The sequence below is a fragment of the Snodgrassella sp. ESL0324 genome (assembly GCF_013344955.1).
In the GTDB taxonomy this organism is placed as follows: domain Bacteria; phylum Pseudomonadota; class Gammaproteobacteria; order Burkholderiales; family Neisseriaceae; genus Snodgrassella; species Snodgrassella alvi.
Map to the genome: position 1 here is coordinate 1 of NZ_JAAEDS010000013.1, position 19,748 is coordinate 19,748.

19 protein-coding genes, 5 tRNA genes and 2 pseudogenes are annotated in these 19,748 nt (G+C 39.4%); 13 read left to right on the plus strand and 13 right to left on the minus strand.

Going from position 1 to position 19,748, the window contains the following annotated elements; genetic code table 11:
* The 3 genes from GYY70_RS06325 to GYY70_RS06335 form a co-directional block, all read left to right on the plus strand.
* The coding region (locus GYY70_RS06325) for an RHS repeat domain-containing protein (protein WP_174831694.1) at nt 1-1,208 on the plus strand (1,208 nt) is incomplete at its 5' end.
* A gap of 10 nt (nt 1,209-1,218) precedes the next feature.
* On the plus strand, nt 1,219-1,860 hold the full coding sequence (locus tag GYY70_RS06330) for a hypothetical protein (protein ID WP_174831696.1): 642 nt from the start codon (nt 1,219-1,221) through the stop codon (nt 1,858-1,860).
* Between the two features lie 78 nt (nt 1,861-1,938).
* Nucleotides 1,939-2,502 (plus strand): hypothetical protein, encoded by a 564-nt coding sequence (locus GYY70_RS06335; protein ID WP_174831698.1) that lies wholly within the window; start codon nt 1,939-1,941, stop codon nt 2,500-2,502.
* Nucleotides 2,503-2,584: 82 nt separating this feature from the next.
* On the opposite strand, the gene GYY70_RS11990 is transcribed toward GYY70_RS06335, so the two are convergent.
* Nucleotides 2,585-2,797: a hypothetical protein gene (locus tag GYY70_RS11990; protein WP_174831700.1), complete on the minus strand. Its 213-nt coding sequence runs from the start codon at nt 2,795-2,797 to the stop codon at nt 2,585-2,587.
* 27 nt (nt 2,798-2,824) lie between these two features.
* On the opposite strand from GYY70_RS11990, the gene GYY70_RS11940 reads away from it, so the two are divergent.
* The 4 genes and pseudogenes from GYY70_RS11940 to GYY70_RS06355 all read left to right on the plus strand — a co-directional run bounded on the left by GYY70_RS11940 (nt 2,825) and on the right by GYY70_RS06355 (nt 5,694).
* Nucleotides 2,825-4,102, plus strand: coding sequence for an RHS repeat-associated core domain-containing protein (locus GYY70_RS11940; protein ID WP_202984448.1), 1,278 nt, complete (start codon nt 2,825-2,827; stop codon nt 4,100-4,102).
* Nucleotides 4,062-4,433 (plus strand): hypothetical protein, encoded by a 372-nt coding sequence (locus tag GYY70_RS06350; protein WP_202984449.1) that lies wholly within the window; start codon nt 4,062-4,064, stop codon nt 4,431-4,433. The genes GYY70_RS11940 and GYY70_RS06350 overlap by 41 nt, the downstream gene beginning before the upstream one ends.
* Before the next feature lie 425 nt (nt 4,434-4,858).
* A pseudogene (locus GYY70_RS12350) lies at nt 4,859-4,942 on the plus strand (hypothetical protein); the annotation flags it as partial.
* Nucleotides 4,943-4,959: 17 nt separating this feature from the next.
* Complete coding sequence (locus GYY70_RS06355) at nt 4,960-5,694, plus strand: SMI1/KNR4 family protein (RefSeq protein WP_174831702.1); 735 nt, start codon at nt 4,960-4,962, stop codon at nt 5,692-5,694.
* A gap of 183 nt (nt 5,695-5,877) precedes the next feature.
* Here the strand turns inward: GYY70_RS06355 and GYY70_RS11995 are convergent, their stop codons facing one another.
* On the minus strand, nt 5,878-6,165 hold the full coding sequence (locus GYY70_RS11995) for a hypothetical protein (RefSeq protein WP_202984450.1): 288 nt from the start codon (nt 6,163-6,165) through the stop codon (nt 5,878-5,880).
* Nucleotides 6,166-6,180: 15 nt separating this feature from the next.
* On the opposite strand from GYY70_RS11995, the gene GYY70_RS06360 reads away from it, so the two are divergent.
* The 4 genes from GYY70_RS06360 to GYY70_RS06375 all read left to right on the plus strand — a co-directional run bounded on the left by GYY70_RS06360 (nt 6,181) and on the right by GYY70_RS06375 (nt 8,690).
* Nucleotides 6,181-6,840 carry an RHS repeat-associated core domain-containing protein gene (locus GYY70_RS06360; protein WP_202984451.1) on the plus strand — a complete coding sequence of 220 codons (660 nt, stop codon included), beginning with the start codon at nt 6,181-6,183 and terminating at the stop codon, nt 6,838-6,840.
* Nucleotides 6,827-7,321 (plus strand): hypothetical protein, encoded by a 495-nt coding sequence (locus tag GYY70_RS06365; RefSeq protein ID WP_174831704.1) that lies wholly within the window; start codon nt 6,827-6,829, stop codon nt 7,319-7,321. The genes GYY70_RS06360 and GYY70_RS06365 overlap by 14 nt, the downstream gene beginning before the upstream one ends.
* 59 nt (nt 7,322-7,380) lie before the next feature.
* Nucleotides 7,381-7,632 (plus strand): hypothetical protein, encoded by a 252-nt coding sequence (locus GYY70_RS06370; protein WP_174831706.1) that lies wholly within the window; start codon nt 7,381-7,383, stop codon nt 7,630-7,632.
* A gap of 74 nt (nt 7,633-7,706) precedes the next feature.
* Nucleotides 7,707-8,690, plus strand: a complete 984-nt coding sequence (locus GYY70_RS06375) for an RHS domain-containing protein (RefSeq protein ID WP_174831707.1) — start codon at nt 7,707-7,709, stop codon at nt 8,688-8,690.
* Between the two features lie 112 nt (nt 8,691-8,802).
* Here the strand turns inward: GYY70_RS06375 and GYY70_RS06380 are convergent.
* Nucleotides 8,803-9,141 (minus strand): annotated as a pseudogene (locus tag GYY70_RS06380) (P63C domain-containing protein); the annotation flags it as partial.
* Between the two features lie 586 nt (nt 9,142-9,727).
* Nucleotides 9,728-10,138, minus strand: coding sequence for a hypothetical protein (locus GYY70_RS06385; RefSeq protein ID WP_174831709.1), 411 nt, complete (start codon nt 10,136-10,138; stop codon nt 9,728-9,730).
* 487 nt (nt 10,139-10,625) lie between these two features.
* On the opposite strand from GYY70_RS06385, the gene GYY70_RS06390 reads away from it, so the two are divergent.
* Nucleotides 10,626-11,927 carry a threonine/serine exporter ThrE family protein gene (locus GYY70_RS06390; RefSeq protein ID WP_174831711.1) on the plus strand — a complete coding sequence of 434 codons (1,302 nt, stop codon included), beginning with the start codon at nt 10,626-10,628 and terminating at the stop codon, nt 11,925-11,927.
* 190 nt (nt 11,928-12,117) lie between these two features.
* Here the strand turns inward: GYY70_RS06390 and GYY70_RS06395 are convergent.
* A tRNA-Leu gene (locus GYY70_RS06395) sits at nt 12,118-12,204 on the minus strand.
* Between the two features lie 582 nt (nt 12,205-12,786).
* Nucleotides 12,787-12,873 (minus strand) — tRNA-Leu (locus tag GYY70_RS06400).
* Nucleotides 12,874-12,960: 87 nt separating this feature from the next.
* Here GYY70_RS06400 and rnr point away from each other — a divergent pair.
* Nucleotides 12,961-15,294 (plus strand): ribonuclease R, encoded by a 2,334-nt coding sequence (gene rnr, locus GYY70_RS06405; RefSeq protein WP_174831713.1) that lies wholly within the window; start codon nt 12,961-12,963, stop codon nt 15,292-15,294.
* Between the two features lie 381 nt (nt 15,295-15,675).
* Here rnr and GYY70_RS06410 read toward each other — a convergent pair whose 3' ends face one another.
* The 7 genes from GYY70_RS06410 to lolB all read right to left on the minus strand — a co-directional run bounded on the left by GYY70_RS06410 (nt 15,676) and on the right by lolB (nt 19,628).
* On the minus strand, nt 15,676-16,248 hold the full coding sequence (locus tag GYY70_RS06410; RefSeq protein ID WP_025330605.1) for a 50S ribosomal protein L25/general stress protein Ctc: 573 nt from the start codon (nt 16,246-16,248) through the stop codon (nt 15,676-15,678).
* Nucleotides 16,249-16,310: 62 nt separating this feature from the next.
* Nucleotides 16,311-17,297 (minus strand): ribose-phosphate pyrophosphokinase, encoded by a 987-nt coding sequence (locus tag GYY70_RS06415; RefSeq protein ID WP_025330604.1) that lies wholly within the window; start codon nt 17,295-17,297, stop codon nt 16,311-16,313.
* Nucleotides 17,298-17,843: 546 nt separating this feature from the next.
* Nucleotides 17,844-17,919, minus strand: a tRNA-Gln gene (locus GYY70_RS06420).
* Nucleotides 17,920-17,949: 30 nt separating this feature from the next.
* Nucleotides 17,950-18,025 (minus strand) — tRNA-Gln (locus GYY70_RS06425).
* 19 nt (nt 18,026-18,044) lie between these two features.
* Nucleotides 18,045-18,120: transfer RNA gene (locus tag GYY70_RS06430), tRNA-Gln, on the minus strand.
* A gap of 10 nt (nt 18,121-18,130) precedes the next feature.
* Nucleotides 18,131-18,979 carry a 4-(cytidine 5'-diphospho)-2-C-methyl-D-erythritol kinase gene (ispE, locus tag GYY70_RS06435; RefSeq protein ID WP_084562389.1) on the minus strand — a complete coding sequence of 283 codons (849 nt, stop codon included), beginning with the start codon at nt 18,977-18,979 and terminating at the stop codon, nt 18,131-18,133.
* Between the two features lie 16 nt (nt 18,980-18,995).
* On the minus strand, nt 18,996-19,628 hold the full coding sequence (lolB, locus tag GYY70_RS06440) for a lipoprotein insertase outer membrane protein LolB (protein WP_084562390.1): 633 nt from the start codon (nt 19,626-19,628) through the stop codon (nt 18,996-18,998).
* Nucleotides 19,629-19,748: the final 120 nt, after the last annotated feature.

Consider the following 19,748-nt stretch of genomic DNA (forward strand, 5'->3'; position numbering starts at 1 on the left):
TGACCGGACGCATCGAAAGCTGCCGCAGCGAAGCGTACTGGGAAACCCTGCAGTACGATGCTGCGGCCAACCTGCTGGACAGAAGACGCGGCGAAGAAGAAAGCAATCAGAACCTGATCCGCTTTAATCAGCTGCTCAGCTTCCGCGGACTGAAATACAGCTACGACGAACACGGACGTACCCGCAGCAAACAGACCGCCGGCGGTACCCAGTATTACCATTACGATGCCGGACACCGGCTAACCGAAGTGCGTATCGAACGGCTGAACCATACTGAACGCTACGGCTACGTCTACGATGCCCTCGGCCGGCGGATTGAAAAACACCGGCTGGACCGTGACGGCAAGCCATGCAACCGCACCACCTTCCTGTGGGACGGGATGCAGATGATTCAGGAAAGCGGCGCGGACAAACGGCAGAGCCTGTATCTGTATACCGATGAAGGCAGCTATGAACCGCTGGCGCGGATAGACAGAAACGGTAATCAGGAACAACACATCTACTACTTCCATACCGACCTGAACGGCATGCCGGAGGAGCTGACGGATGAAGCCGGTGAAATTGTGTGGGAATGCTCATATCAGCTGTGGGGCAAACCGGTACAGGAGATTGCTCATACACAGATACAGCAGAATCTGCGGTATCAGGGACAGTATTTGGACAGAGAAACCGGACTGCACTACAATACTTTCAGGTACTATGATCCGGATACAGGCCGCTTTACCCAGCCTGACCCGATTGGATTAGCCGGCGGACTCAATCTTTATCAGTATGCGCCAAATGCGCTAATGTGGATTGATCCGCTTGGTCTTCGTTCTAAATGTCATTTCAGTGGAGATCGTGGTAGAAGTAAAGCGAAGCATGACATTGAACGTAATGGATATAAAATTGTTGCTGAGGAATTAACAATAAAAGTTAATGGAATTAGAATAAGAGCGGATTTTGTAGCTAAGGATAAACATAAAAAATATCATGTCTTTGAAGCTAAACATGGAAATAGTGGCTTAACTGAAAATCAAAGTAAAGCTGGTGTATATGATATGAATAGCCCATCGAATACTGCCAGTGGTATCGGCGGAGGAACAATTATTCCATCAAAGGGAACTAAAGGTGAATTTGAAGTTGCTACTGGAAATAAAAAGAAAACAGAATATGTAGGTAAACGTGGTACAGTGCGTGATGCAACTTTCCATGTATTAAAATATTAAGGAGTAAAAAATGTCGGTGACAGCTGAATTAAGAAAATTGTTTGAAAATGAGTTGTATAATTATTTAAAGACAAACCTTGTATGTGCTTCAAATATCAAGTGTTTAAAAAAGGAAATATCCATAAAAAAAACAAAAGATAATGAAGCAAGTGGTTACATATGTTTCGATTTCTTGAATAATGCCCGAGGCTACTGCCTCTGCACGAGTGTTGATTCTCCAGAATTAATTGATTTTTTTAATAAAATAAATCCACCTTACAGATCAAACTTACCTGAAGGCATCGTTTATGCAATGAATACTTCAATGGAGAGTAGTTTTAAATCATTCGCTCCGAATTTCGGTGGTACTGTAGATTTACCCAGAAATGAAGAAGAAAGAAAAAAGACTTGTGAATGGATTTATACTAAGGTGAGAGATATTTATTTGCCAAGAGCTATGAATCTTATTGAGTTAAAGCCTGAAGCTGTAAAAGATATCATATTATTTCCAGACTATTATGCTTATCCTTTTTTGATAATTTTATACATAATCAAAAAACATAATATGTCTTTATCAGATAAAGACATGGAATCAGTGTTTAGCAAAAGAAAAAGAATTATAGGCAACAAATCGTTTGATAAACAGCTCTTGGATACATATCTGTCAGAATAAAGCCAAGAAAGAAATCAACCTTTACTGATGTTATTTTATTCAATATGCGTTCAAAATAAATACTGAAGATGAAAATGTATGCTTATCGATGATGCTTTACGTAAATTTGTAGAAATATTTCAAAATAGTAATTCAAGTTTGGGGATAATGAAGTATTCTAATACGAAATTAAAAGCTGATAAAATTGACCTTCCATTAACTGGTGAGATTCTATATTTTTATGATCATATGATACTTGAAGATGGACCAATTTTTGGAGGCGATTTATCCATTGATATTATCGAAAAAAATCAATTGAAAAATATCCTTGATGGCTGGGATAATGATCCAGAATGGAAAGATAGCTATATTATATTTGCTGACCGTGATGGTGATGTGTTGTTATGTGATTCATCTGACATTAAATCTCCTGTTTATGGTAGTGTACAGATGAAGATGTATAAATTAACTGACTCATTAAGTGATTTTTTGAATATTTATTCAAAACTTATTGAGGTGGAAGAGATTGAATTTGGCGGTGATGTAGCCGATGATGATTTTAATCACAAACCTGAATATTTATTAAGAATTGAAGAAGAATTAAACAAAAATCTTTCTTCTAAATTGTTTGTAGATAATTTTATGTATTTTTTCTTTGGATAATCGACTATATAAAAACGTATAGTTTCTCCAATAATCCATTATAGCTTTTTGATTTACTGCAGAGGTGGGCACCCGGCCCACCTTATTTATAGAAATAAAATAAGAGCATATTTTGTACTTGTTGACAAACATTGAAATTATCACATATTTCTAGTACAACGCTGCCAGCCAGCTTATTGGCGCCACCCTGCCGGACGGGCGTACCATCAACAAACTGTATTATGGTTCCGGCCATCTGCACCAGATTAACCTGGACGGCCGGATTATCAGCGACATTGAGCGCGACCTGCTGCACCGGGAAACCCTGCGCAGCCAGGGCAGAATGAATACCAGTTTTAAATACGACCGCACCGGCCGCCTGACCGGCAAACAGACCAGCCGTCCGGGAGCGGGCATCCTGCCGAATATCATACTGGACCGCAGCTACAGCTACGACAATCTGGACCGGCTGGTAAGCAAAAAACACAATCGTCAGGGACAGAGCGATTACCACTACGACGTAACCGGACGCATCGAAAGCTGCCGCAGCGAAGCGTACTGGGAAATCCTGCAGTACGATGCTGCGGCCAACCTGCCGGACAGAAGACGCGGTGAAGAAGAAAGCAATCAGAACCTGATCCGCTTTAATCAGCTGCTCAGCTTCCGCGGACTGAAATACAGCTACGACGAACACGGACGTACCCGCAGCAAACAGACCGCCAGCGGTACCCAGTATTACCATTACGATGCCGGACACCGGCTGGACCGTGACGGCAAGCCATGCAAGCGCACCACCTTCCTGTGGGACGGACTGCAGATGATTCAGGAAAGCAGTGCGGACAAACGGCAGAGCCTGTATCTGTATACCGGTGAAGGCAGCTATGAACCGCTGGCGCGGATAGACAGAACCGGTAATCAGGAACAACACATCTACTACTTCCATACCGACCTGAACGGCATGCCGGAGGAGCTGACGGATGAAGCCGGTGAAATCGTCTGGGAATGCTCATACCAGCTGTGGGGCAAACCGGTACAGGAGACTGCTCATAGAGAGATACAACAGAACCTGAGGTATCAGGGACAGTATTTAGACAGAGAAACCGGACTGCACTACAATACTTTCAGGTACTACGATCCGGATACAGGCCGCTTTACTCAGCCTGATCCGATTGGATTGCTGGGTGGCTATAATCTGTATCAGTATGCGCCAAATGCGTTTATGTGGATTGATCCGTTGGGCTGGTACGCAGGAGAAGGAGAACGAGAATTAGGAAAATACCATGTATTTCATCAGCACACTTTAGATCCATCAGAATACAGTCTTTCTGATGGAGAGCACTTTAGGCGAGGAAATCAGTCTATTTATGAACGATTACAACAGGATCCTGCTTTTAGAAGAGAAATGCAAACCAAATATCCGGGAGTTGTTGAACATGTACAACCAAACTCAAAAGGTAAATTTCGTGGTGACTCTCCACCAGGGTTAACATGGCATCATGAGAATGAAGAAGGTGTATTGAGTCTTGTTGATTATAAAGACCATAAAACTTATCATAAAATTCATCATCCCGATGGTTCTGGTGGCCGTAAAAAATGGGGTGGCGGAACAACATGTAGATAAAAGTGAGGCAAATATGAAGACTGCAACAGGATTTACTGATTTATTGAAAATTTCTAAAAATATTTCTTATTATAAGGCATGTTATATTTTTGTTGATTCAAATTTTGATCATACGAAAAAATGCATTGAATCAGCCAACTATTATCTTTCTGAAACGAGAGATGAAGATGATGATATGGAAGAACAGGAAGATAAATATCTAGCCTGGCTGGAGTACGCAACATTTTTGGCAATTATTGACAATAAACTGGAACATCACCCTAATGCCTCGGAAGACGATTTAATAGAGGCTGTGATTTATTATCTTGAAGAAGATGATTTTCTGGATTAATAATAAAATCGGCAATATACATGAATAAAGATATTTAATTAAGATAATTTTAATTTTTATTAGTATAAACTTGGATAGTGCTATATTCGCATAGATGTCATTATATAAAGACACAGTAAAGAAAATAGCAGCTAAAACCTGATCCGCTTTAATCAGCTGCTCAGCTTCCGCAAAGAACAAGAATATAGAATAGATCATTCCAGAACAACACATCATCCAGATGGATCTACTACTTACTACGACCATAAAGGTCGGGCGGTAACGCATGATAAATATGGTAATCCAGATTTCAGCCCATATGCAGAAAAGTAGCAAGTTCAAAAGAATTTAATGGCAATAGGAAACACGATAACAGAATTGCAAACGAAATGATTGGATACAAAGGTGATAAAGCTCCGCCAGGAAAAGTGTGACACCATGTTGATAAAGAGACATTGATACTTCTTGATGCTGAATTACATAAAAACTTTCCTCATACAGGCGGTGCATCAGAACTTATTCATGGATAAACCTTAAAGGAAATAAAATGTTTCAATCAAAATATACAGTACCCGAAGATATTGATAAACTGATTTCGAAATTAAAATTGAAAAAAAAATCACACAGTTCTTATATTAATTTTTTAAAACAATATAACGTGATTGATTTTTATAACATGGAATTTTGTTATGGTATTGACTGTGAAGGGGAAGAATTACCGCTCGAAGTTATTTTAGGCTTCTCAAAAAAAGAAGATGAAGATTTAATTGCTACAAACTATGCGTATCTGAATAGAATACCTGAAAAGCATATTGCTATAGCAACTGTGAATTATGGAGATTTACTTTGTTTAGATCCGAATGGCAAAATTTATCATTGGGATCATGAAGTCAATGATTTGTATTTTGATATGAAGGTAATAAACGGATACCTGGAACAAAATACCAATTTAAAATTTGTAGCAGATTCCTTTGATCAATTTTTATCAATGATTACCAAAACAGAAGAAGATGATGATGATTATGATCCAAGTGAAGATGAATTTAAGAATCCGAATATTCCTTTTCCAGATGAATCATTAAACATTTGGTTTAAAGATCCTAAAAGTATTTTGTTGCCGCCAGAACGAGCAATACCAATATATTTAAAAAAATTTAAGCTTTCTGAAAAAGGGCGTGAATTATTAGAAAAATTCAAAAAATTAGAACTTACTGAAAAAGATCGTGAAAGAATAGCAATATTAAAAAAAGAAGGATTTTTAGAAGAAGGAATTTTTGAATAAAAAATTAAATTGTAATTAATAATAAAAATGTAAGTGTTGGCAACATCAGAAAAACAATGCTGAAATAATAAATTTTAGCTTTAAAAACAGGTAGTAATCTGTTTATTACCACCTTCAAACCAAACTCATACCGCATAGGCATGCCCGCAGCAAACAGACTGCCTGCGGTACCCAGTATTATCATTACCATGCCGAATACCGGCTAACAGAAGTGCGTATTGGCATACTGAACGCTACGGTTATGGCTACAGCTACGAAGCCCTCGGCCGGCGGATTGAAAAACACCGGCTGGACCGTGACGGCAAGCCATGCAACCGCACCACCTTCCTGTGGAACAGGATGCAGATGATTCAGGAAAGCAGCGCGGACAAACGGCAGAGCCTGTATCTGTATACTGATGAAGGCAGCTATGAACCGCTGGCGCGGATAGACCGGACAGGCAATCAGCAAGAGCACATCTACTACTTCCATACCGACCTGAACGGCTTGCCGGAGGAGCTGACGGATGAAGCCGGTGAAATTGTGTGGGAATGCTCATACCAGCTGTGGGGCAAACCGGTACAGGAGATTGCCCATAGAGAGATACAACAGAACCTGAGGTATCAGGGACAGTATTTGGACAGAGAAACCGGACTGCACTACAATACTTTTAGGTACTACGATCCGGATACAGGTCGCTTTATTCAGCCTGATCCGATTGGGTTGGCTGGTGGCTATAATCTATATCAGTATGCGCCAAATGCGCTGATTTGGGTGGATCCATATGGTTTAAGTTGTATTACAAATTCAAATTTATATGCTATAGGCAATAAATCAAAGCCGAGAGCACCTAGAATTGATGGGTACAATTTAAAGCCTGGACAAAAAGCAGATTTATATTTAGACAAAAATGGATTAATTATACCAAATCAAGGCGGTGCTTCAATATTTAAAACCCCAGAACAACTACCATTAACTGGAAATTACCACAAACTCCCAGAAGGAACTACTTTACCTGATGGGTTAGCTGTCAAATTTGATGGCCAAGATGTAGGTGGAACAATGTCACCTGGTCATGCAACAATATATCCGACAAAACCAATGAAGCCTGAAACTTTTATTGAATTATATTATTCCTTACCTTGGGAATATATTGGAAAAAAATAAAATGTGTAAATCAAATCAAATGCAAATTCTTTTTGATGAATGTATAAAATTACAAAATAACTTATTAAATAATATATTTTTATTATCAAAATGTCCTAACATAGTAAAATTAATAAAAAAAAATTTAACAGGTGATATAAATGCATCTTTATTATATATTATTAAGCAATTACCAGAAGAAATAAAAGTTAGTTTACTACCAAATATTATAGAAATAATGAAAAACTTAGATGGAAAAACTAAGTTATGTCAAGATATTATTTTGTCCATAGATAGAGAGTGGTTAAAAAAAAATATTTGGTCATATTCTAAATATGTCTTTGATGATCAAGATTATCAAAGCTTTGGAATATTTATGTATTTGTTTAATTCTATAAGCGATGAGCTATCCCAAAAGCTTGCTAATCTAGCTTTAGAAAGTAATGATGAAGATGTTCGTGAGATAGGACAGATTTATTTCGATTCATCATCTAAGATATAATATTAATTAAGATTGGTTGATTATATTAATGAACTAGCAAAAATAAAGACAGACTAAATATGAATATTATATTTCCTGAATATTATGACGATTTATTAGAAATGGAGTGTAAATCAAAGGGGTGTGCGTTGAACTTTAATATCAACTTAAACGGAGTTGAGATGATATTTAATTTTTATTACATAGTAAGATTTACTCAGGATGCTAAATCTGAGCTTGAAGAATATGGTTTTTTTAGGGATGAAGATGCTGTAATCCTTCCTAAGGTTACTCGTGAGCAAATTTATAAATATTTAAGTTCTCTAAGTTAAAAATAGCCGGAAAGTTTTCCTCTAACCGTTCTGACTAATTTGCCAAAATAAATAGAAAAACATAAAACTTCATAATGGGCAATCTGCTGAGCGAAACCACTGCACAGGGTGTTCTGCAGCATCAGTATGACAGACTGGGCAACCGCATCGCCACCACTTTGCCGGACGGACGCACCATCAACAAACTGTATTATGGTTCCGGCCATCTGCACCAGATTAACCTGGACGGTCAGATTATCAGCGACATTGAGCGCGACCTGCTGCACCGGGAAACCCTGCGCAGCCAGGGCAGAATGAATACCTGTTTTAAATACGACCGCACCGGCCGCCTGACCGGCAAACAGACCAACCGTCCGGGAGCGGGCATCCTGCCGGATATCATACTGGACCGCAGCTACAGCTACGACAATCTGGACCGGCTGGTAAGCAAAAAACACAATCGTCAGGGACAGAGCGATTACCACTACGACGTAACCGGACGCATCGAAAGCTGCCGCAACGAAGCGTACTGGGAAACCCTGCAGTACGATGCTGCGGCCAACCTGCCGGACAGAAGACGCGGTGAAGAAGAAAGCAATCAGAACCTGATCCGCTTTAATCAGCTGCTCAGCTTCCGCGGACTGAAATACAGCTACGACGAACACGGACGTACCCGCAGCAAACAGACCGCCGGCGGTACCCAGTATTACCATTACGATGCCGGACACCGCCTGACCGAAGTGCGTATCGAACGGCTGAACCATACTGAACGCTACGGCTACGTCTACGATGCGCTCGGCCGGCGGATTGAAAAACACCGGCTGGACCGTGACGGCAAGCCATGCAAGCGCACCACCTTCCTGTGGGACGGGATGCAGATGATTCAGGAAAGCAGTGCGGACAAACGGCAGAGCCTGTATCTGTATACCGGTGAAGGCAGCTATGAACCGCTGGCGCGGATAGACCGGACCGGTAATCAGGAACAACACATCTACTACTTCCACACCGACCTGAACGGCATGCCGGAAGAACTGACGGATGAAGCCGGTGAAATCGTCTGGGAATGCTTATACCAATAGAAAAGCCAGTACATAGCTGGCTTGAATCTGTTACACAATCAAAAAATAAGGAATTTTTTATATTCAATTATTCATACTAAAAAACAAACTTTCAAATGGGCACTAATATTCATTATTGAATTATTTGATTCATGTCATCAAATAAATAAGGTGCTATTGATATGATTTTCTGAATTTTCTCAGCTCGTTTAAACTCCTCAATTGAATTAAACATTTCCGCTCTTGCTTCTACCTTACCAATTTGTCGTATTAAAACATCTCTACCATCAGTTGTAAACCATTGATGAAATTTAGCTTTACATGAACCATCATCACGTATATTTAGCTTATCCAGTTCTGCTTTGACATACCTATTTTCAGTAGGTTCATAGATATAAGTATTAATGAGCTCCCCATAATATCTGGGTCTTTTCTTTGAAGTGGTCGTTTCATTACCATACAATTTATCAAGTTGATAAAAAAAGAATCAGGAAATGTTTTTACCCATTTTCTTAAACCATCAGCAATATATCTTGATAAAAGAACTCGTAAAGCATCATTGGATCTAACTTTTTGATATCCAGTAGCCTCATCAATAACACCTGCAATACCAACTCTAGCAAAAGCAGACTGAAGAGTTTCAGCTTCTGAAGCTAATTTTTTCTGGCTTTCGGTTAAAACTCCATCCCTCCTAGCTTGTAAATATATTTCACACGTATCAACAATTAACTCTGAATTTTAACCACTTTTTATAGTGCTTCCATCTTGATATTCAATCAAAATGGTCCTACTAAGAACATCTTGATTTATGTATGGTTTTAAGTTCTTTGCAGCTAAAAAAAGGGGATTGTGGTTCCATCTATTTCAAGCCGGGAATTTATAGCTTTTCTTCAACACTTAAATGCTTTAAAAACAGACGTAGGTTCAAGCATTCTTTGAATAATAGAGCTTATAAAAAGTACGAAACTTTGCGGGCATTTTTTTGCTATAAAAAACCACTCCGAAAAGTGGGTTTTTATTGAGTCATTAAATCAAATTAGATTTTATTTAATATCCGATTAATCACCATCAAAATTTATATATAAATCTTTTTTCTTTTTATCACAAATAATACTTGATATTGTTTTATCATCTCGCTGAACCCAAACACCACCCTCATTTGTAATTTTGCCGTTTGTAAACGTTCCTGGTATATATAAATATTCTCCATTTTTTAAAACCAGCCATTCTTCATAATAATAGTTAGGGAGATATTTATTTGCTTGTTCTGCGGCTTGTGTTTTGGAATTTCTAAAAACTAATTCAGGATGTCCCGGGCGACCAAAACTATACTGTATATTTTGCCCAATCTCTCTTACCTCTACTTTTTTACCTTGCTTATTGGTACAGGAAAAAACTACACGATTAGCTGCAAACCCAGATACAGATAAGGTTGATACTAAAACAGCTGCAATTATTTTTTTCATCATGTTACCGATCCCCCAAGTTGATTAAATAGATAGTTTTGCGCTTCTTTCACTGCTGCTACAGTATTTCCACATACAATATTTGATGATTTTTTAACATTTATGTTTTGTATATTAACTTTAACATGTTTTCTATTAGTCAATAAGTTTTGATTGTGTTACTGAATAAATTTTTAAAACAAATTATCAAGTGATTTATTATTTTGTTACTTTCTTGCTCATCTATTTTATCTATATTCTCATTATATCGAAGACGTCTATCAATTACTTTTTTCTCAATAGTATTAAAAGGCGGCAAATCAACCGATTTAACAGGTTCTACTATGGGTTGATAATTTTGCTTTTGATAATAGAAGATAATTAAATCTGAAAAGCCGGATATATTCATTTGCTACAGTAGCCGGGAAGTGAATTAAATAATATTTCTTATTAAGCAACATCTACTTACAAGCGTTATAATACTTGCCTACTATTTTTATAAAAAAATATTATGTCATTGCCTCTTTCTTCTGATGAGCTTCAGTTAAATATCAAATCAGATCTGGTTTTACGCGTTGGTAAAATTTGTCTGGCAGCAGGTACCGGGAGTTATCGCATTAAACAGTCAATGCGTCATGTTGCTTATATGCTCGGTGTGGAAAATCAGGCACATATTACGCTTACTGAAATCAACTCTACCTGCCGTAATGGTAAACAGTTTAAAACTGAGGTTACCACGATTCAAGGTGTTGGAATTAATACTAATAATATTCAATTACTTGAAACTCTGCTGATAGAAACACAGGCCCGTTATCAGCAAATGAGTGAAAGCGAGCTGATTCGCTTTCTTGATAAATCTTTGTCAGAAATTGAAAATCACCCTGCCCTATACAGTTTACGGCAGTCAGCTTTGTTTGCTGCGGTTGCGTGCTCATCTTTTACTTTTTTAATCGGTGGTGGTTTGATTGAAATGCTGGGTGTATTTTTTGCCTCTGGTTCTGGTCAGGCGCTAAGAAAAACCCTTTTACATAAACATCTGAATCAGTTTGTTGTCACCATGCTGGCAGCAGCTGTAGCTTCTAGTGTGTATTTTCTGATTATTGGCGGTAGCCATCTTTTGCTGAAAGTAAATATTCAGCATACTGCCGGCTATATAGCTTCTATGCTGTTTCTGATACCCGGCTTTCCTTTGATAACCGGAGTGCTGGACTTAGCCAAGCTGGATTTTTCATCTGGTATTCAGCGTGTAGGTTATGCCATAACTGTAATTTTTTGCGCCACTTTTGCCGCATGGGTAGTTGCAGCCGGAATCCATATGGCACCGGAAGCTATGCTCTCACCTAACCTCTATCCAGTATGGACAGCTTTTTTTCGTCTGATTGCCAGCTTTTTTGGTGTACTTGGTTTTTCCCTGCTTTTTAACAGTCCGGTAAAAACTGCTTTAATGACTGCTTTTATCGGCATGTATGCCAATACTTTACGGCTGGAAATGATAGACCTGACTAATATACCTATTCAGGCAGCTTCTTTGATAGCAGCTTTTATTGTCGGTATCAGTGCATTTTATTTTAGCCACCATAGTAAATGTCCGCGTATTGCTTTATCGGTACCAGCAGTTTGTATTATGGTACCGGGCATTTATATGTTTCGCGCTATGTATTTTTTACAGCAAAACGATATTATTAATGCTATTAACTGGGGAGCACAGGCGATGCTTATTGTCTTGGCTTTACCATTAGGCTTAGTACTCGCACGGGTATGCACGGATAAAGAATGGGCATTTAATCAGCTCCCTGCAACGGAACATAAATAGTTTTTTTATTTTGAAAATTATTTATATATTTGATACAAAATAAATTGATATTTGAATTAATAAGTCAAATGCAGATTGAGTATGCAAATTTTATGCTAATCTGCAAATCTCTAAAAAATGATTATTAGTAATTTTAAGTTTTACAAAATAAAAAAGATATCTAAATATTAGATATCTTTTTTTGGAATTCTGGTGCCCAGGAGAAGACTCGAACTTCCACACCATTGCTGGCACATGGACCTGAACCATGCGCGTCTACCAATTCCGCCACCTGGGCTTATTCACCAACATCGTTGTGCTTGTGAAGTTGTGCATTATATATTTTTGGCCAGGATTGTCAACAGTACAACTAGTACATCAGACTATAACTATTGATTATCAAAGAAAAGTATTTTCCAGCAAAGAAAATTGGATTTAATAGTGTAATCACTTTTTTACTAAATTGCTTTTATTCAAGTTTATTTCTTAGCAAATTTAGCTTATTTAGGTTTCTTAATTAAGTATAGGATTTAAAGGTATTTATTTTTTTTACACTTTAATAAATAAAACCGATTATGAATACGTTTATTCAACTCAGCATGTTCGAGGAACCCTCCTCTTCTCTTAAGTTGGAATTAATGTAATTATTTATATTTGTATACTTCGTTATAGCTTTAGCCCTCGCTATATTAGTCCGTTATAATAATTTTCATTAATTTTAAACAATTGTGCCGATGTTAAAGTATATCTTTAAGATACAGATATTCAAAAATTATAAAGTTTATAAGCTTTTGTGAAGATCTGCAGTGGAAACTATTTGAATTGCTTTTGGAAAGAAATTTTGAAGATTGAAATCTATTACTAGATAAAGAAAATAACTTGGTGCCCAGGAGAAGACTCGAACTTCCACACCATTGCTGGCACATGGACCTGAACCATGCGCGTCTACCAATTCCGCCACCTGGGCTTTTGCATATATTGCAACTTTCAGTTAAAGTATGTCTTTAACTGAGGAAGTGCATTATATATTCTCTAAAGAGATTGTCAATACTCTATGAAAAAAAAATCAGATTTACGCCATCAAGATCCATATTTAAAACGTGAATTACAACGTTATTCCAATCCTTTACCCAGCCGGGAATGGATTATTGCTGTTTTGGATAAAGTCGGTATTCCGGTCAAAATGACTGAATTATCACAGAAACTTAATATTACTAATGAAGAAATAGTTTTTTTTGAGCGCCGTTTAAATGCTATGGCACGAGACGGACAGATTCTGATTAATCGCCGCGGTGCTGTTTGTGTAGCTAATAAACTGGCACTGGTTAAATGCCGGATTGAAGTACACAAAGACGACTTTGGTTTTGCTGTACCGTTAAACCCTGCTGACGGCAGTGATTTTGTTCTCTACGCTCGCCAGATGTGCGGGCTGATGAACGGAGATATTGTCACTGTAAGACCGGCTGGTTCTGATCGTCGCGGGCGGCGTGAAGGTCAGGTGCTGGATGTCATCGAACGAGCTAATAAAGATGTGGTAGGACGACTCACAATTGAACATGGCATAGCTATGCTGGTGCCTGAAGATAAACGTCTGGGAGCAAGTATTGTGCTGCAGCCTGACTCTTTGGGTAAAGCTAAAGCCGGTCAGGTACTGGTAGCAAAAATTGAGTCCTATCCGAATGCAACTCAGGCAGCTGTGGCACGTGTTACAGAAATTCTTGGTGATTATGCTGACAGTGGTATGGAAATTGAAATTGCAGTACGCAAACATCATTTACCCTATCAGTTTAGTCAGGCCTGTATGGCTCAGGCCACTAAAATACCTGATCATGTTAAAGCTGATGAGCGAAAAAACCGAAAAGATCTGCGCGAGCTACCGCTTATTACTATTGATGGCGAAACAGCACGCGATTTTGATGATGCGGTATATGCAGAAAAAATTGGTCGTAATTACCGCCTGGTCGTTGCTATCGCTGATGTTAGCCATTATGTCCATCCTGATGATGCTATTGATCAGGATGCACAGGAACGTGCTACAAGTGTTTATTTTCCACGGCGGGTTATTCCGATGCTACCGGAGAATTTATCTAATGGCATCTGTTCCCTTAATCCGAATGTGGATCGCCTGTGCATGGTATGCGATATGGTGATTACTTATGCAGGCAATATTAAAAGTTATGAATTTTATCCGGCGGTAATGCGCTCACATGCACGGCTTACCTATACACAGGCATGGGACTGGATTAGTAATGACCAGTTTGATGACCCGATGAAAACACATGTACTGAGTTTATACCGGCTATATCAGATTTTACTGAAAAAACGCCTGCAGCGTGGTGCCGTGGAATTTGATAGTATAGAAACACAGATGCTGTTCAATCAGCAAGGTAAAATTGAACGTATTATACCGGTTGAGCGTAATGAAGCTCATCGTCTGATTGAGGAATGTATGCTGGCTGCGAATGTCTGTGCTGCAGAATTTCTCAAGCATCATAAACATCCTGCTTTATACCGTAATCATGCCGGTCCGACCAGTGAGCGTCTGAATACTTTACGTGAGCAATTATCGCTGCTTGGTTTACACCTGAATGGCGGTAATAACCCTACTCCAAAAGATTATGCAGAACTAAGTGAAAAAATCAAAGAACGCTCTGATCGGAATGTAATCAGTATTATGCTGTTACGCTCAATGCAGCAGGCAGTTTATGAACCACAAAATATTGGCCATTTTGGTCTGGCCTATCCGGCATATACACATTTCACTTCACCAATCAGGCGTTATCCTGATCTGACTGTTCACAGAGCCATTAAAGCCATTTTACAGCACAAACAATATCAGCCAAAGTCGTGGTCTGAACTGGGTGTGCATTGTTCACTGGCAGAACGCAGAGCTGATAATGCCAGCCGTGATGTGCAAAATTGGCTTAAAACTTACTATATGCAGGACAAAATCGGTGAGGTTTTTTCCGGTACGATTTCCGGTATGGCAAATTTTGGTTTGTTTGTTACTTTAGATAATGTTTATATTGACGGTATGGTTCATATCAGCGATCTGGGTGAGGATTATTTTAATTATCATCCTGAAATGCTGGCCATTGTCGGAGAGCGTAGTGGTATCCGCTTTAAGCTGGGTGATAAAGTTGTAGTCAAAGTTGCTCGCGCGGATTTGGATACGAGCCGGATTGATTTGGTGCTGATTAGCACGAATAGTGGTAAGCGTCGCCGGACTAATAATGCGCAAAATATTCAGAAACAGCTTAAAGCCACTGTTAAACAGCCGCGCAAAGCTCCCTGTAAGAAAACTAAGTCAAACAAAACAAAAACTGCTGCCGTTCAGAAGTCACGTAGTAATGATTCACGCAAAAAACCAGGCCGTAAAAAGTCCTGATGCTGCGTTATAATTGATTAAATCAATTTCTAAAAAGCTTTTATCTGTGTTGAATCAGATGAAAGCTTTTTTATATTTTTGATTTTTTATGTTAATAAAAAATTTATAAAATAATTAGTATGCATTACTTATTTTATAAAAATTAATTTGAATGAAATAAAATATTTTTATATATTTTTCTTGTGCAGACCGTTTATTTCTGATTTTTCAAATTTAACTTTTTGTTTTACTATATGTGCTAAATTGTAACTATTTAAATTTAGGAGTTATTACTCCGATTACTATAAAAAAACTGAAGTCTGTTACTACAGACTTCAGTTTTCAATGGCATTTTACTTTTAGGTAAAATACTAATCAGATGCAGGTATTGATTTTTACTGCTTATTTGTTTTTACCAGTAGCAGAAGCAATAGCCAGATTTTCATTACGATTTAATGCAACGCTGGTAACGCCTTCCGGGAACACTAAATCGGTCAGGTGACGGATTTCACCGGCACTGATGGTAGAAACATCCAGTTCCAATACAGCTGGAATGTTTTTCGGTAAAGCATTTACTTCTACGCTAGTAGCCAACAGAGACACACGACCACTTTGCAATTTTTCTGCCGGAGAAATAGCAGCATTCAACAAGTGTAGCGGAACACGAATATTGATGGCTTTATTTGCATCAACGGCCTGGAAATCAATGTGCTGTACCTGTTGTTTAAACGGATGCATCTGGAAATCACGTACAATAACGTCGTAGGTTTTGCCATTAACATCCAGTTTGATGATAGCTGTATGGAAAGATTCTTTTTCCAGTGCGTACCATAAAGTACGATGATCTACTGTAATGGCTACCGGTTCGGTACCTTCACCGTACAATACAGCCGGTACTTTGCCTTCGCGACGCAGGCGGCGGCTCGCACCAGTGCCCTGAGCTTCACGGATTTCTGCTTTAATTTCGTAAGACATAACTACTCCAAAGTTAATAATGCCGTCATCGGCCGCGACCAGCTTAAGACGGCTTGGGGGTATTAAGGGAGAAACATTGCTCCCGGTATGGCCACATCTTCATTGAAAAGATATGACACAGATTCTTCATTACTGATACGACGTACAGTTTCTGCAAGCAGGCCTGAAATACTTACCTGACGAATGCGATCACATTTCTGTGCAGCTTCAGATAAAGGAATAGTATCAGTGACTACAACCTGATCGATTTCTGATGAAGCAATACGCTCAATCGCCGCTCCGGAAAATACCGGATGAGTAGCATAAGCCAGCACACGTTCTGCACCGCGCTCTTTTAATGCTGATGCAGCTTTACATAAGGTATTTGCTGTATCAATCATATCATCAATAATCAGACAGGTGCGATTCTGAATTTCACCGATTACATTCATTACTTCTGCCACGTTGGCTTTTGGCCGGCGTTTATCAATAATGGCCAGATCAGTACCCAGTGTTTTTGCTACAGCACGGGCGCGCACTACACCACCGATATCAGGGCTGACAACTGTCAGGTTATCAATGCGCTGCTTTTCGATATCATGCACCAGAATGGGGGTAGCATAAATATTGTCTACCGGAATATCAAAAAAGCCCTGAATCTGGTCAGCATGCAAGTCAACTGTAAGTACGCGGTCGATACCGGCAGAATACAGCATATTGGCTACCAGTTTGGCAGAAATCGGCACACGTACTGAACGCGGACGGCGATCCTGGCGTGCATAACCGAAATAAGGAATGGCTGCAGTAATCCGTCCGGCTGAAGCACGCTTGAGTGCATCAGCCATTGTCAGGATTTCCATTAAGTTATCGTTAGTCGGTGCGCAGGTAGGCTGTACGATAAATACATCACGACCACGTACATTTTCGAGTAATTCAATTGCAATTTCGCCATCAGAAAATTTTCCAACTGAAGCACGTCCCAGAGAAATATCCAAATGTCTGGCCACGTTATTTGCCAGCTCCGGATTCGCATTGCCGGTAAAAACCATCAAACTGTCGTATGCTGCCATTTCTGTTGTACCTGAGTCCTGTTTTGGTTTGGTTTGATTTGTGTGAGGTAGATTAAACATTAATCCAAAGCTTTCATATCACCACTTGGGTTGTAGTGTATCTGTCATTTAAACAAGTAATGGCTTTCAACGTTATGAATTTTGTTGCTCATTTCGCTGTTAACCCGTTTACGTTACTTTTAAACTCAAAAGCAATGACCACCTCTTTGAAAAATATTCTGTATATACTGATAGCTGCAAGTATCACGGTTAAAACAGATTTAATCAATCAATTTTGCCGGTACCTGATAGCAACACGACAAAATAGTAACACTATTCTATTACTATGATTGAAACTGTATTGCATTTTGCAGGCTTAACCACGCTAATTATCACAAAAAAGTGAAAACAGTTATACAAATTTGCTTGTTTCCCGATTGGAAGTTTTCCGTACGGGAATTAATGGCAAATTATATCACTTATGGCAATCTGCACGCGCTATAAAATAACAATTTGTCATTTACACATTAAATAAGCGTGTAAGTAAACTTACACGCTTATATGAATTGGCTGGGGAGGTAGGATTCGAACCTACGCATACCGGAATCAGAATCCGGGGTCTTAACCACTTGACGACTCCCCAATAGGGTTTACTGCCTGTTTGCTCGAAATGTGGCTGGGGAGGTAGGATTCGAACCTACGCATACTGGGATCAAAACCCAGTGTCTTAACCACTTGACGACTCCCCAATGCTTTTTATCAAGCAACTGGCTGGGGAGGTAGGATTCGAACCTACGCATACTGGGATCAAAACCCAGTGTCTTAACCACTTGACGACTCCCCAACTACACACATCATTGATAAAACGGATGCCTCGTCAGGGAAGCAACACAATATGCCTGATGCACGCAAGAAACTTTATTGTAAACAGCTTGTGCCGCACTTTCAGAATTAAATGACAAAAATACACATGCACCAGAACCACTCATCATTGGTGAACCGTATTCAGCCAAAACATCAAATGCCGCTTTTACTGCTGGATACTCAGCTAAAACAACGCTCTGCATATCATTGCGCCAGTGCTGTCCTGCTTGGAAGTCTGGCATTATCCGTGGCTTGGAATCACGTGTCAAGTCTTTATGTGCAAATATTTTCGGCGTACTGACATGCACCGGAGGCTTAATAATCACATACCATTGTTTTGGCAAAGATATCGGACTTAATTGCTCACCAATACCGCGAGCAAATGCACTTTGTCCAAAAATAAAAAACGGTACATCTGCACCTAAGCGCACGCCAAGCTGTAATAGTTCTGTCTTACTCAGATTAAGCTGCCACAAACGGTTAAGCACCATTAATACGACTGCCGCATCCGCACTGCCACCACCCAGTCCGCCACCAACAGGAATCTGTTTTTCCAGCCAGATATCTACTCCGTATTTAGTGCCGGTATGGTCGGATAATAACCGGGCTGCACGCACACACAAATCCTGTTCTTCAGTAATGCCGTCAGTTGGCGTATGTAACTTTATGCAGCCTGTCTGATTTACGCTGAACCAGATATGATCATACAGCTCAATCAGAGTAAAAATGCTTTCAAGTAAATGGTAGCCGTCGGCGCGCCGTCCGACGATTCTCAAATCAAGATTCAGCTTGGCCGGCGCCAGAAAATGCCGTGCATCAGCTGCTGGAGATTTATTCATATTTTTAAATAATTAATCAGGATAATCTTTGACGCAATTCGCATTGTGCTGATTTTGCACTATCATCAGTATCTGTATATTCATCAAACACCAGTCTGATGTCGAAGCGTGCATTATTTAACAGTACAATACGCGGATTACGGCTTCCGTTTTGTTGCTGACGCTGGATAATCCAGCCAGACTGTTTAAGTTTGCCGTCGGGCAATAACTGATAAGGTTCATCTGCAATCCAGTATCCCTGCACCCATTGATTCAAGTGATCAAACGGAAGCACAAAACCAAGCATACGCTGGCTTAATTCCTCAATACTGGCTGCAGTAATTACCTGCCCTTTGCTGTCTTCTGCAATTACGCCTGAGCTGTCAGTACATAAAACCCCTACACTATTACCCAATGGTGTTTTAACTTCAATCGTTTGTACGCTACCGGTATTCTGCCAGCTAAAATTTGCATAGCTTCCTTTACCCTGATCCTTGATAGCCAGGCGTCCGGAACTGTCAAAACCGGAAACATCATTTTCGTTACCGGCCTGCCAGTCTGATGCTGATGTTATTCTGTCCGGTATGAGGCTGCTACAGGCACTTAAAGCCAGGCTGGTAATAGCGGCTGCCAGATAAAGATTTTTTTTACGCAAATATGAATATATCATTATTATTCCGGTATCTATAAATTTCTATTATTGTAATATTATCAGAATTAGTTGTATGAGCTGTGTGGAGTTAATTTTGTGTTTTAGAATTAAACAAATAGCTGCCGTTGACACTTGATG